At 64.2% G+C, this 12,407-nt stretch carries 10 protein-coding genes, 1 tRNA gene and 1 pseudogene; 6 read left to right on the top strand and 6 right to left on the bottom strand.

The window, feature by feature from the left end:
* The first annotated feature begins 177 nt into the window (after positions 1 to 177).
* Complete coding sequence (locus AC0L3B_RS14230) at positions 178 to 1,536, top strand: hypothetical protein (RefSeq protein ID WP_473380533.1); 1,359 nt, start codon at positions 178 to 180, stop codon at positions 1,534 to 1,536.
* A gap of 160 nt (positions 1,537 to 1,696) precedes the next feature.
* Here the strand turns inward: AC0L3B_RS14230 and AC0L3B_RS14225 are convergent.
* A pseudogene (locus AC0L3B_RS14225) lies at positions 1,697 to 2,298 on the bottom strand (hypothetical protein).
* A gap of 187 nt (positions 2,299 to 2,485) precedes the next feature.
* Complete coding sequence (locus tag AC0L3B_RS14220) at positions 2,486 to 3,256, bottom strand: alpha/beta fold hydrolase (protein WP_026232924.1); 771 nt, start codon at positions 3,254 to 3,256, stop codon at positions 2,486 to 2,488.
* A gap of 214 nt (positions 3,257 to 3,470) precedes the next feature.
* Here AC0L3B_RS14220 and AC0L3B_RS14215 point away from each other — a divergent pair, with 214 nt between their 5' ends.
* Positions 3,471 to 4,433: an AraC family transcriptional regulator gene (locus AC0L3B_RS14215; protein WP_018455327.1), complete on the top strand. Its 963-nt coding sequence runs from the start codon at positions 3,471 to 3,473 to the stop codon at positions 4,431 to 4,433.
* 147 nt (positions 4,434 to 4,580) lie between these two features.
* Here AC0L3B_RS14215 and AC0L3B_RS14210 read toward each other — a convergent pair whose 3' ends face one another.
* Together AC0L3B_RS14210 and AC0L3B_RS14205 are read right to left on the bottom strand one after the other, a co-directional pair.
* Positions 4,581 to 5,336 (bottom strand): alpha/beta fold hydrolase, encoded by a 756-nt coding sequence (locus AC0L3B_RS14210; RefSeq protein WP_026232923.1) that lies wholly within the window; start codon positions 5,334 to 5,336, stop codon positions 4,581 to 4,583.
* A gap of 34 nt (positions 5,337 to 5,370) precedes the next feature.
* Positions 5,371 to 6,507 (bottom strand): hypothetical protein, encoded by a 1,137-nt coding sequence (locus AC0L3B_RS14205; RefSeq protein ID WP_247299776.1) that lies wholly within the window; start codon positions 6,505 to 6,507, stop codon positions 5,371 to 5,373.
* Between the two features lie 303 nt (positions 6,508 to 6,810).
* Here AC0L3B_RS14205 and AC0L3B_RS14200 point away from each other — a divergent pair, with 303 nt between their 5' ends.
* Both AC0L3B_RS14200 and AC0L3B_RS14195 read left to right on the top strand, forming a co-directional pair.
* Entirely contained in the window at positions 6,811 to 7,056 is a 246-nt protein-coding gene (locus AC0L3B_RS14200; RefSeq protein ID WP_007602543.1) for a zinc-finger domain-containing protein, read from the top strand.
* A 19-nt stretch (positions 7,057 to 7,075) separates the two neighbouring features.
* A complete protein-coding gene (locus tag AC0L3B_RS14195; protein ID WP_247299779.1) occupies positions 7,076 to 8,278 on the top strand; it encodes an FAD-dependent monooxygenase in 1,203 nt (400 codons plus the stop codon).
* A 25-nt stretch (positions 8,279 to 8,303) separates the two neighbouring features.
* Here the strand turns inward: AC0L3B_RS14195 and AC0L3B_RS14190 are convergent, their stop codons facing one another.
* Complete coding sequence (locus tag AC0L3B_RS14190) at positions 8,304 to 8,720, bottom strand: hypothetical protein (RefSeq protein WP_018455323.1); 417 nt, start codon at positions 8,718 to 8,720, stop codon at positions 8,304 to 8,306.
* 172 nt (positions 8,721 to 8,892) lie between these two features.
* On the opposite strand from AC0L3B_RS14190, the gene AC0L3B_RS14185 reads away from it, so the two are divergent.
* Together AC0L3B_RS14185 and AC0L3B_RS14180 are read left to right on the top strand one after the other, a co-directional pair.
* Positions 8,893 to 8,981, top strand: a tRNA-Leu gene (locus AC0L3B_RS14185).
* 160 nt (positions 8,982 to 9,141) lie between these two features.
* The gene (locus AC0L3B_RS14180; RefSeq protein ID WP_026232922.1) at positions 9,142 to 10,392 is read left to right on the top strand and encodes a multidrug effflux MFS transporter; all 1,251 of its coding nucleotides are present in this window, start codon (positions 9,142 to 9,144) and stop codon (positions 10,390 to 10,392) included.
* 204 nt (positions 10,393 to 10,596) lie between these two features.
* On the opposite strand, the gene AC0L3B_RS14175 is transcribed toward AC0L3B_RS14180, so the two are convergent.
* Positions 10,597 to 12,192: a glycosyltransferase family 39 protein gene (locus AC0L3B_RS14175; protein WP_473380532.1), complete on the bottom strand. Its 1,596-nt coding sequence runs from the start codon at positions 12,190 to 12,192 to the stop codon at positions 10,597 to 10,599.
* Positions 12,193 to 12,407: the final 215 nt, after the last annotated feature.

Here is a 12,407-nt window from a genome sequence, read left to right as displayed (position 1 = left end):
TCCGGCGGGGGCATGCCAACGCGTTGAATCACAACAGTTTCTTCCGACACCCCGGGCCGCAAGGTCGGCTCAAAATGGTCAGGGTTTCGCCAAATTCAAGCCGGGCGGCGTCAAACTATTGGTGAATTCCGCCTCAACCGTTATTGCGGGCATGGTCCGAGTGAGGACGGAGCGGATTTGACCATCACCACCGATCATGTGCGCGCGGGCGCCGCGGGCTCACTCTGGCTGCGGCTCGCCGCCATCGCCTTGCCGCTCCTGTTGATCGCGCCGGCATTCTGGAACGGCTATCCGCTGTTGCAATGGGATACCGGAGGCTATCTGGCGCGCTGGTACGAGGGCTATCTCGTCCCGAGCCGCTCCACCGTGTTCGGCATCTATCTGCACTATGGCGAAAGTTCAGGGTTCTGGATCAACCTCGCGGTCCAGTCGCTGGCCACGCTGTGGCTGTTGCAGCTCACCTTGCGCGTGCTCTCGATGATGCAGACGTTCCGTTTCGTCGTGATCAGCCTGCTCCTGATCCTGTCGACTGCGCTGCCCTGGCTTGCGAGCATGCTGCTCACCGACATTTTTGCAGGCCTGTCGGTGCTGTCGCTATTCCTGCTGGTCATCGGTGGGCAGCGGACCTCGGCGCTCGAAAAGATCTCGCTGTTCGTTTTCACCGCCTTTGCCGCCGCGACCCACAGCGCCACGCTCGGCGTGCTGCTCGGGCTCTGCCTCGCCGGCTGGATGGCGCGGCCGTTGCTGGGGCGCCGACTTCCGATCGCCGGATTGGTCCAAGCGAGCCTCACCATCGTCGCCGGCGGCCTGATGCTGGTGTTGGCGAACCATGCCTTGTCGGGCAAATGGACGTGGACGCCCGGCGGCACCGGCGTCGCCTTCGGCCGCATGATGCAGGACGGCATCGTTGCGCGTTATCTCAATGACCATTGCCCACGCGAAAAACTCAAGCTCTGCCCCTATCGCGACCAATTGCCGGCGAGCGCCGACGAATTCCTGTGGGGCAAGAGCATGTTCAACACGCTCGGCCGCTTCGAAGGCATGAACGACGAGATGGGCAGCATCGTCGTGGGTTCGCTCGCCGACTATCCTGTCTGGCAGGCCGGCGCGGCGTTGCGGGCGCTGGGACGGCAATTGCTCCATGTGGCGACCGGCGAAGGCACCAATGGCTGGATCCCGCACACCCGCGGCATCATCGAACGTTATGTCCCCTCGCAGGCCGCGCCGATGCGCGCCGCGCGCCAGCAGAATTGGGGACTGGATTTCGACACCATCAACTGGCTGCACGTTCCCGTCGCGCTGGCCTCGATGCTGGCGCTGGTCGCGCTGCTGGCGCATGCCCTCGCGAACCGCCGGCTCGACGACCTGACCTTGCTGGCGGCGACCATCACGCTGGCGCTGCTCGGCAATGCCTTCATCTGCGGCGTGATCTCCGGCCCGCACGACCGCTACGGCGCGCGGATGGTGTGGGTTGCGACCTTCACCGTGCTGATGGCGCTGGCGCGCCGCCTTGGGGAAGACAGCAAAGCGCGGTGAGATTGGGGTGAAGCGCCATCGTGCCTGGTTTCGTCCGAGCAGCGATCGCGTTTATCCAGTAAGACCAGCGCATCGTTCGTTCTCAAGAGTGTTTGGAGCCCTTCATCGCCCCCGCAAATCGGCACACGCGGCGGGGCGGTGGCATGAGCACGACCAGCCGTTAGTCAGCCGGCTGCGTGAAAACGGACCCAAGTGCGAGACGGTCAGTGCCGTACAACCACTGAGGCGTTCCGCGGCTAGCTCTTTGTGCCGGTGCCGCCGGCACCGGAAGAATGATTTCGGAAGCGACCCTCCAGTCCTTCCCGACGCGAAGCCAGTTGCTGATCATGAGAAACGGCCTGGCTGTTCCATCTTGCCCCGCATAAGAGACGGTGATGTTCATCGGCACATAGGACTCGGCGACGTCGCGCGTCAGGCCGACAACCCTGAGCTTCGAAAAATCTGGCTCGAGTACGACCGGACCGGGCTACCGATATCATGCAGCTATTGATCAATCGCCGCGTTACCCCAAAAGCCGGCCCAGTTTCCCTCGGACGGGATCGCGCTCTTGGCCACCAAAAGGGCCGAGGGCGATTGCCAGAACATCCGATGCAGAGCCTTGAAATCATGCTTGTTTGCCAATTTCATCAGCCTTCCGAACTTCGATTTGATTGCGCTGAGCGTCGCAGCATTCAGCGGCTCTCTGCTGACGGCGGGAGCAGACGCGGCAGACACGGTGGTAAGAGCCACAGCAGTGAGGGTGACAAGAAGTGCCTTATACATGCATGAATGTCCATTCCAATGCGTCGCTCACATCATGACAACACTTGTTGCGTTCCGCGATTGGAGGTGTTCACGTCCGTGAGCTGAAGTGTCGTCAGGACGTTTCAGCACTCTACGGATGCCTGGCTTAAAATGGTCGAGCGGGAGCGCGCGGGCTCCCGGCGCCACAGCGCCGGGAGCGGTACCGTCACCTCGTGAGGGCGGCTTTTTCGATCACCTCAGCGACCTGCTTCGCATGGACGACGAGCGAGGCATGGCTGCCGGTGACTTCCGTCGTCTGGGCGTGGATCCTGGCCGCGAACGACTTCTGGGCCTCGGGCGCGAGGACTTTGTCCTTCGTGCTGATGACGTAGAACGTCGGCTTGTCATGCCAGGCCGCAACGTCGACCGGGGCTTCGAATGCAACGTGGTTCAGCGGAAGCTGCGAGTTGGCCAGGTGCGCGGCGATCTCCGGAGGAAGGTCAGCCGCGACGGCTGACGGAAACACCTTTGGATCGATGTACAGATTGCCCTTCGCATCGGGGTGGATCGCCTTGCCGCCTTCGGTCGGCGGACCGGCCTTTGCCAGCGACGCCAGGGATTCACCGACCTCCGGCGCAAAGGCGGACACATAAACCAGCGCCGAAACCTTGGGATCGTTGCCGGCTTGCGTGATCACCACGCCGCCCCATGAGTGGCCGACCAGAACGGTCCTGCCGGCTTGCTTCGCGAGCGCCTGTTTGGTCGCATCGACGTCGGCGGCGAGCGAAGTGAGTGGATTTTCGACGAGCGTGACGTTGTAGCCTTTCTTGGTGAGAATATCGGCAACCGGCTGCCAGCTCGTCTGGTCTACGAAGGCGCCGTGCACGAGCACGACGTTGTGGGCTGCCCCCTTGGGCAGTTCGGCGGAATGTACGGCTCCGACCAACGTCGTTCCGGCCAGGAGGACGGTGGCGGCTGAGAGGAGAATAGTTCGCATTGTTTGTTCCTGTTGGCATATCGGACGAAAGTAGTCCGGGGGAATGGACAGGCGTTTCCAGCAAGGTCGCGGTTCTTCCATCTGCCGTTGGCGAAATGGTTGCCGCACGTCCCGTCGGCCCGCCGTGGCATGACGTATTCCGTGGACCTCTCGGACGATAGGGACCAATCGTCCGTGTCTTGTGTCCGATCGTCCGCGGTTCTAGTCTCGGGGGATGGATATACTCACCCAGGTGCTCGATCGGGTTCGTCTCGGCGGGACGCTGCTCTTTCACTTCGAGCTCGGCCATCCCTGGCATCTTGAGTTGCCGGCGCGCCCCTACGCCCTGTTTCACTATCTCAGCCAAGGTTCAGCGACCCTCGCGCTCGAACAGGGAGAGGAAATCCAGATCACCGGGGGCGATTTTGTCGTCATCACACGTGGCGAGCCCCATGTGTTTTATTCGGATCGCCGGGCCGAGCCTTTGCGCATCGTGGATATCGAACGGTCGTCGCCACGCCTCGGATTCGTTCGTCACGGCAGCCGTGCAAAGCCGCTCTCGACCATGCTCTGCGGCAATTTCACGGTGTCGCGGCCGACGTTTGGCAGCGTGCTGGAGTTGCTTCCACCCGTGCTCTTGCTGAAGCCGACGTCCGACCGTGGTTGGCTTGAAGCCATCCTGCGCCGCATGATGAGCGAGTCCGCGCTCGAGCGTCCTGGCCAAGGCGTCGCGCTTTCACGACTGACGGAAGTGCTCTTCGTCGAGGTGCTGCGAAGCTGGATCGCGTCTCTCAGTCCCGGGCAAGGCGGCTGGATCGGGGCCATTTCTGACCCCCATATCGGACCGGCGCTGAAGCTGATTCACGAAAGTCCGGAGCAGCTTTGGACGCTGAGCGACCTAGGCCGTCGCGTCGGGCTCGGCCGCTCGGCATTTTCGGCGCGCTTCACTAGGCTCGTGGGCCAGCCCATGCAACGTTATGTGATCGAACGCCGGATGGCGGAGGCGGCGTTCCTGCTGGAAACCAGCGACGAACCGATCGCACGGATTGCCAACCGGATCGGTTACGAGACTGCAGCGGCGTTTTCGAAGTTGTTTCACCGGCACATTGGTCAGTCGCCCGGCCGTTACCGGGCTGCGCGACGCGCCGACGGAGCCCGTGCGCAGTTGGACGGATCGGAATTGCAAGTATCCGATTGACCTCGATAAAGCTGTGGCTTCGAGCTGAGTCTCATATGCGCCCTTAGCGAACCCCGATCCCTAGGTACAGGAATGGACGGTTGCCGAACGGAGTGGATGGCCCACTGTAACGAGACATTTCAGGATAGCTGAAACCGCCTCATCGCCTCAGGCGCGGCGTGAGAGGAAATCGAGCACGCCAGTCTTGTAGACCTTGTCGCCGACTGCGCGCATGTGATCGCGACCGGGAATATCGAGCACTTCCGAACCCGGGATGATGGCACCGAGTGCGCTGGCCGAACCCGCGACGTCGTCGGTGCTGCCGACCGCGATCAGCACGGGCACGTCGATGCGCGCGGCTTCGTCCTTCGTCATGAGATCGCGCGTGCCGCGCAGGCAGGCGGCCAGCGCCTTGCGGTCGGAACGGGTTTGGTCTGCAAAAGCACGAAACGTGCGTCCGACGGGATCGGAGACGTCGTCGAGCGAGGGCGCTTCCAGCGCCTTCGCGACGTTCTCGCCGGGCCCGGTGCCCTCGATCAGGCCGCCGATGCCGATGCCGCCAAGGATTGCCGAACGCAGGCGCTGCGGCTCGTTGAGGGAGAGCCAGGCCGTCATCCGTCCGCCCATCGAATAGCCCATGAGATCGGCCTGCGGGATGGCGAGGTGATCCATCAGCGCGAGCACGTCGGCGGCCATGGTCGGGATGGAGTACTGCGCGGGCTCGTAGAGCTTTGCGCTTTCGCCATGGCCGCGATTGTCGAGCGCAATGACACGGCGGCCGTTCTTGCGCAGCTCCGAGACCCAGGTCGGATAGACCCAGTTCACGTTCTTGCTGGAGGCAAAGCCGTGCACCAGGATGATCGGATCGCCCTCGCCTTCGTCGAGATAGGCAATTTCAACGGCGCCGTTGTGAAAGCTCGGCATCATCAGTTCCGCAATCTTGAGGGGAAGAGGTATCTTAGGCCGTGATGGCAGGGCTTGCCAGAACGGCTTCGGCGGCGATCCGCGCCTGGCGAAGTCGCCGCGCCCGTCTGCGATCGCACCAGGCCTGGGTCAGGCGCTCCGTCGTCGCCTTGATCGAGGACAACAGGCCGAGCAGCGTCAACGCCGCACCGAACAGCCAGAGTGCAAGATTGAACGCCCCGCCGATCAGCAGCAGCGCGCCGCGGCCGAGCAGCTTCAGAATCGCGCGCGTCTTGCCGCCCTGCGCTTCCGCGAGCCGCGCCGCGCGTGCGACGTCCTTGGGACCTTCAGCGATGCGCAAGCTATCCATCGCGCCGCGCGTGCCGGTCTTCTCGACCACGCGCGTAACATCCTTGCCGAGCCGAACCAGCGCGCCGGCCTTCTCGGCGCGGAACGCGGCCTTGATCGCGCTCAAGGTCTGGCCCGGCCGCAGCACCGAGCCGGAGGCAACCGCGTTCTGGAGCATCGGCGTATCGACGACCTCGCGCGCGGACCGGCCGGCCCATGCCGCTAGTCCCTCGCCGAGCCGGCCGACCTTGCGCGCGTCCTTCACCAGCGTCAGCCCGGCGCGAACCGGCGCGGCACCGCCGACGGAGACGTAGGTCACGGCCGTGACCGCGAGACCCGCGGCCGCAAGGCCCAGCACCAGGCGATCGGTCTCCTCGCCCATGGCGAGGTGCTTGCCCTCGCGGACGACGTCCCTGATGTCGCCGATGACGAAGAGATCGCCGGCCACGGTTCCCGACAAGCTCGCAACATCATCCGCGTTGCCGGTAACGAGACCGGTGGCAAACCGTTTTGCGAAATGCGAGGTGGAGTTTTCGGCTTTGACCGCGTCACCGACACGGCTCGGGAGGTCGTCAGGCAGCGCGATGTTGCGGTCGCGCGCCAGTGCGACAAAACTGTCGGCAAGATCGGCATCGCCCGATGCGAGCGCGACCTCGATGTTGTCTTGAATCAGGCGGTCGTTGTGCCGCAGCAGCGCGTCGAGCTTGATCTCTGAGAGCGCGGCGGGATCGTCCTGGGCGGCCAGAATCGCCCCGGCCTCGCGGGCGTGCGGTGCTACCTGCGCGAGCATGAAGCCGCATGCCGCGATACCGGTCAACGCTGTGCTGATTCGCAACCACTTCATGCGGAGAGCCTGGACGGTCCTGAGATCGTTGACGCCTAACGGTTGTCTTTCGTCGCAATTACGCTCGTCCACAGACATAGTATGCCAAAATTGCGACACAACGTCCCCGACGAAAGAAGGGCTTCTCTCAGGCCGCAAGATTGTGTCGAATTTGCATGAGCAAATGAGCATGGGGCATTGCGGAGCTTTCGGTTCCGCTGGACTAGCAATCATCTCCACCCACCAGTATGGTCCGCGGCGCCTTAATAATGCCGCGGCAGTCGTGATTGTGTCTGCCGCCATTGCCACTCCAGGATGAGTACGATGTCCGACCATGTCGTCCCGCACTTCCACAACGATGCCGGTGTCCCCGTCATCGAGATCGGCTCGCAAGAGTTCATGTGCGTGGGCGCCAACCCTCCGTTCGATCATCCGCACGTCTTCCTCGACCTCGGCAACGACAACGAGATCATCTGCCCGTACTGCTCGACTCTGTACCGTTTCGCCGCCGACCTGAAGGCGGGCGAAGCCCGTCCGCCGGAATGCGTCCTGAAGGACAAGGTGGCCTGACCGCTTCGATCGGCCAGGGGTGGCGCTCCCCCGAACGATTGTCATCGCCGGTGCCGGCATCGGTGGACTGACGGCTGCGCTTGCGCTCGCGGCCCGCGGCTTCCGCATCATCGTGCTGGAAAAGGCCGAGCGGCTCGAGGAAGTCGGCGCCGGTCTGCAACTCTCCCCGAACGCCAGCCGCGTGCTGGTCGAGCTCGGCCTCACCGAGCGCCTCAAGTTGCGCGCCGTGATCCCGGAGGCAGTCTCGATCATGAGCGCGCGGGCCGGCGGTGAGCTTTTGCGCATGCCGCTGGGAGAAGCCGCCGCCGAGCGCGCCGGCGCCCCCTATTGGGTGGTGCACCGCGCCGACCTGCAATCCGCCCTCGCCGGCGCAGTTTCCGACCATCCCGATATCGACCTGAAACTCGGCGCGACCTTCGAAGACGTCGCGCCTCACGTGAAGGGGCTGACGGTGGTTCATCGCAGCGGCACGATCCGGCGCAGCGATCTCGCCAGTGCGCTGATCGGCGCCGACGGTATCTGGTCGACGGTGCGCCAGCATCTATTCCCCGAGGTGCAGCCGCGCTTCTCCGGGCTGATTGCCTGGCGCGGTACGCTCGATGCCACGCAACTGCCGAAGGACTACACAGCGCGCCGGGTCCAGCTCTGGATGGGCCCGAATGCCCATCTCGTCGCCTACCCGATCGCGGGCGGACGCCAGATCAACGTGGTCGCGGTGCTGCCGGGCACCTGGAACAGGCCGGGCTGGAGCACGCCCGGCGATCCCCGCGAAGTGCTGGACGCCTTCGCCGCGCCGCGCTGGCCGCCGCCGGCGCGCATGATGCTCGCCACAGTCGACAGCTGGCGGAAATGGGCGCTGTTCGGCGTCCCCGACGACTGCCCCTGGAGCAAAGGCCCGGTCGCGCTGCTCGGCGACGCCGTGCATGCGATGCTGCCGTTTGCGGCCCAGGGCGCCGGCATGGCGATCGAGGACGCCGCAGTGCTCGCGCAGCATTTGAGCCCTGAGATCGCCGAGACCACCGCGGGCATCACGGCAGCGCTGAGACAATACGGCCGGACGCGCCAGGCGCGCGTGCGGCGGGTGCAGCGGACCGCGCGGCAGCAGGGCCGCATCTATCATTTCAGTGGGCCGCTCGCGTTCGCGCGCGATCTTGCGGTCCGCGCCCTCGGCCCGGAACGCATGCTGGCACGGCAGGACTGGATCTACGGCTGGCGGCCCTGACGCGAGGCGCTGATGTCAGGACGTTTCAGCGCACGGCTCTTGTCGATTTCGGGCCAGGATTGGCTGCGGGCGCCGCGGCGGCCGGCGTCGCCTCGGGGGGCGTTTCCCGGCACTTGTTGCGGCGCCAAGCGTCATCGGCCATCTGCGCCTGCCCGCGTACTGCGATGTAGTCGTTGCGATAGGCAAGCTCCGACACCACGGCGCCGCCCGCGCCGGTCTGTGCCTTGTCCATCAGCCTCTGCAAATCGCCGGTGCGGTTGGCGATCGACTTGCGCTCGCCTTCGAGCTGCTTGCAATCGTACAATTCGTACTTGGCGGGATCGGCAAAGGCCGGAGCGACCGTCTCGCTCATGCCGGCGCAGCCGGACAGCGCGAAGTCGGCCGCGAGCAGCGCGGCGACCACGCAGCACGGGCGCAGGCGATATTGGATCAAAGCTGACATGCCGGATGAATAGTCCCCGTCGATTGAGAATGCCTAAAGCAACAACAGATGTCCGGATTGAGGCTTTGCCTTGTGCCGCCGGCTCGCCTAAGGAAGAACCACCCCTCCGGCCTGCAAATGCCAATTCCAGACCGCCGGCAAGGGACTTAAGTGGCTGATCTCGTTGGATCAAGCGGGCATGGCGGAATTGGTAGACGCAAGGGACTTAAAATCCCTCGGCGCGCAAGCGCTGTGCCGGTTCGACCCCGGCTGCCCGCACCACGAAAGCTGCGCGGAGGATCCCGCCGCGCGCGGCGGCCGCGAGCGCTGATACCTCATCAATTCCTGTCTGCTCCTGCACCGCCTGCCAGCCATCCCGAAACGTTGCTTGTGCAACGCAGCATTGAAGATAGATAAGGGCCTCAAATCAGAGGTGAGCTTCTTGTCCGACGTCAATGCCGACGACTGGGTGTCCTCGGGACACCGTCCCATGGGTTTCCCCGAATTCGTCATCGTGATCGCGTCGATCATGGCGCTGAATCCGCTTGCGATGGACATGATGCTCCCGGCACTGCCCAATATCGGGTCGGCCTTCAATATCCCCGTCGCCAACCATCTTCAGCTGGTGCTGTCGACCTTCCTGATCGGCTTTGGCGCGGGGCAGTTCGTCATGGGCCCGCTGTCGGATCGCTTTGGCCGCCGCCCGGTGCTGCTCGGCGGGATGGCGGTCTATGCGGTGGCAAGCGTGCTGGCGATTGCGGCGCCGTCGTTCGAGACGCTGCTGCTGGCACGCGCACTGCAGGGTTTCGGTACCTCGGCGACTCGCGTGATCGCGACCTCGATCGTGCGCGACTGTTACGTCGGCCGCCGCATGGCGAGCGTGATGTCGCTTGCGATGATGATCTTCATCGCCGTCCCCGTGATCGCCCCTTCGTTCGGACAGGCGGTGCTGCTGGTGACGCAATGGCGCGGCATCTTCGTCGTGCTGATGCTCTACGGGCTGCTCGCGCTTGCATGGTCCGTGCTGCGGCTTCCGGAGACCCTGCCTGAGAGCGAACGCAGGTCGCTTGCGCCGGCCGACGTGCTCACGGCCTACTGGCAGACCGTGACCCATCGCCAAACCCTCGGCTATGCGCTCGCCGCCGGTAGCGTCATGGGCGCGCTGTTCGCCTACGTATTTTTGGCTCAGCAAGTTTTTGTCGGCATCTATCACCTCGGCCATTATTTTCCGCTCGCCTTCGCCGGGATCGCGGCCGGCACCGCCATTGCCGGCTTTCTCAATGCGCGATTCGTCGGGACCCTCGGCATGCGCGTGATCTCGCACGGCGCGCTGACGCTCTACACCGCGGTGGCGGGAGTGATGCTGCTGACGGAAAGCCTCGCCGCGTTGCCGCTTCCCCTGTTCATGGTGCTCTCGGCGCTGATGATGTTCTCGTTCGGCATGATGGTCGCCAACTTCACTGCACTCGCCATGGAGCCGCAGGGCCACATCGCCGGCACGGCGTCCTCGCTCTACGGCTCGATCACCACGCTGATCGGCATCGCCGTCGGCATGGCCATCGGACAAAGCTTCGACGGCACGTTGCTGCCGTTCTCGGTCGGCTTCTTCGTGTCGTCCCTCGCCGCGCTCGCGATCGTGCTGGTGGTGGAGAGAGGACGGTTGTTCAGGCCGCATCATCGCGCCATCGGCTGAGGAACTCCGTGGCGCTCTCGATGTTGTACTGCAACAATTTGAAAGGGCGCTTCAATGGAACCGAAACACCGTAAAGACCACGACGCCGCGGAACGGGCGGAGACGGAACGCACGCCGTCGAGCGCCGAAAAGACCGCCGTCACCGTGCCATTCGCGAGTGAAGGGCTCGAGCGGGTCCGCGACAGCCACTGCTGAGCAAGACGCCTATTCCGTTGCGCGCCTGCTGGCGCTGAAATCGTCCGCAATGCCTTCGGGTGCCGCGCCGCTTCCACGGGGCGGCACCGTCAGCACAACCACTTCCCGCGTGAGACCGGGCCGGCCCCATAGCTGCGCCTGTATGATAAGTTCCCGCCTGATGAAATGCTCGGCGCGCCCGGCCACCGAGTCCATCCACCGGCTGCAATCATCCTGATCGCGAAAACAGAGCGCGGCCCAGCCGCGCTCCAGCGTCGTCTTGTGCGGCAAGCCCCCGAGATATTGATCCTCGAACGGCCGCACGTGGTGCGGGTGGTCCGGGCTGTAGAAGGCTGTCGCGAAGGCCAGTGAATCGTCGCCGCTCACGGCGGCGAGCGGCTCGTCCGTCAGTTCGCGCCACTCGCGTGTCAATCGGCTCGCCGCTTGCGCGTAGAAATTGCGCCCCTCCTCGTAACCGTGATCGTTGCGATAGACCGCGTGGGTCGGCGCGGCGACGAGGACGGCCGTGAGCGCGACACCGGCCACGACCACGGTGAGGTTGACGGTGTAAAAGCGCTCGATTGAATAATTTGCGCCGCAGACCACGAGAATGGCGAACAGAAACAACCCTTGCAAAGCCCATAGCGACGGCAGATCGGTGCCCATCACGAGCGAGATCAGGACCGGCAGCGCAATCGTGCCGACGGCAACGTAAAAGAGGAGCCGCAGGCCCGGATTCATTGCCGCGAAATCGTCCGGAAACTGCTTCAGCCGCGTGCCGGCGATCAATACCCAGCTGACGGCTGACACACTCATGGCCGCCAACAGGCCCAAAAGGAAGTTCCTGACATCAGCAGCAGAACTCGCCGCAGTGCCGTTGGCATGGTTCAGCGCGTAGGTGAAGGTCGATGCCCCCGTGGTCGCGAGCCAATGAAGATGCGGTGACAGCGCCGCAAGCCCGACGACGACCGAAATCCAGGGCGAGGCGGAAGTGAAATAGGCGCGTCGCGCCGGATGCGCCAGCGCGGCAAACGTGAAGCTCGCGACAAGGAAGATCGAATAATATTTGCCGACCATGGCCAGTGCCGTCGTGCATCCCACGGCAACCGCCCACGACGCCGCTCGGGTCTCGAATGCGCGCAGGAAGCACCAGGTCGCCAGCGGCCAGACCGCCAGCAGCACCGCATTGGCGTTGAAGCGCTGGGCATGGAATTGATAGGCCGGCGTCAGCATCAGGAGCAACAGCACCAGGACGCGCTTGTGCCCCCTCACGAATTGCCGCGCGATCCGATCGACGAAGACCAGCGCGAGCCCGGCGTTGGCCATCGCCATCAATTGCAGCGACCAGTCGGTGAGCGGAAAAATGGCGCTCCAGCTCGCGGCAACCCAGCCGGTCAATGGCGGATGCTTGGGATAGCCCCACGCGAAATGCCGCCCCAGCGTCCAGGCCTCCAGCGTATCGGGGTGCAGACCGCTGCCGGCATAGGCGACTGCCAGATAGAGCGTCCAGATCCCGACGAAGCAGGCGACGAGAAGCGGCACGGCCCAGCCCGTCTCGACGCCATCGAGCCAACGCCGGAATGGCCGGCGCCATCGTGCCGGCGCGCGATCGGACCGTTCGGCCATCGCCTGGAATGCAAAATCGATCGGCACTGGAATCAAATGGAGGGAGGAAGATGATGCGCGAGCACGACACATCTAGTTCTGGATCGAAACAAATAGCAATGACCGCAGACTGGGAACGTTGAAAGCATCCGCTTTCTCAGCCGGCGTAAGGTCAACAAAGGACCGAGACTGGCAAAAGAGCGCGCCGCTGATGACAGCGGCGCCGCATGATGATC

This window comes from Bradyrhizobium sp. Kon56 (assembly GCF_055807635.1).
Note: the sequence above shows the minus strand (reverse complement) of the source record. Positions and strands in the feature narration are given on the sequence as shown.

What these genes read in the sequence shown, in the direction of transcription:
- AC0L3B_RS14220 (WP_026232924.1), bottom strand. Translation starts at nt 3,256, where the DNA reads ATGCGAACTATTCTCCTCTCAGCCGCCACCGTCCTCCTGGCCGGAACG.
- AC0L3B_RS14215 (WP_018455327.1), top strand. Translation starts at nt 3,471, where the DNA reads ATGGATATACTCACCCAGGTGCTCGATCGGGTTCGTCTCGGCGGGACG.
- AC0L3B_RS14210 (WP_026232923.1), bottom strand. Translation starts at nt 5,336, where the DNA reads ATGCCGAGCTTTCACAACGGCGCCGTTGAAATTGCCTATCTCGACGAA.
- AC0L3B_RS14205 (WP_247299776.1), bottom strand. Translation starts at nt 6,507, where the DNA reads ATGAAGTGGTTGCGAATCAGCACAGCGTTGACCGGTATCGCGGCATGC.
- AC0L3B_RS14200 (WP_007602543.1), top strand. Translation starts at nt 6,811, where the DNA reads ATGTCCGACCATGTCGTCCCGCACTTCCACAACGATGCCGGTGTCCCC.
- AC0L3B_RS14190 (WP_018455323.1), bottom strand. Translation starts at nt 8,720, where the DNA reads ATGTCAGCTTTGATCCAATATCGCCTGCGCCCGTGCTGCGTGGTCGCC.
- AC0L3B_RS14175 (WP_473380532.1), bottom strand. Translation starts at nt 12,192, where the DNA reads ATGGCCGAACGGTCCGATCGCGCGCCGGCACGATGGCGCCGGCCATTC.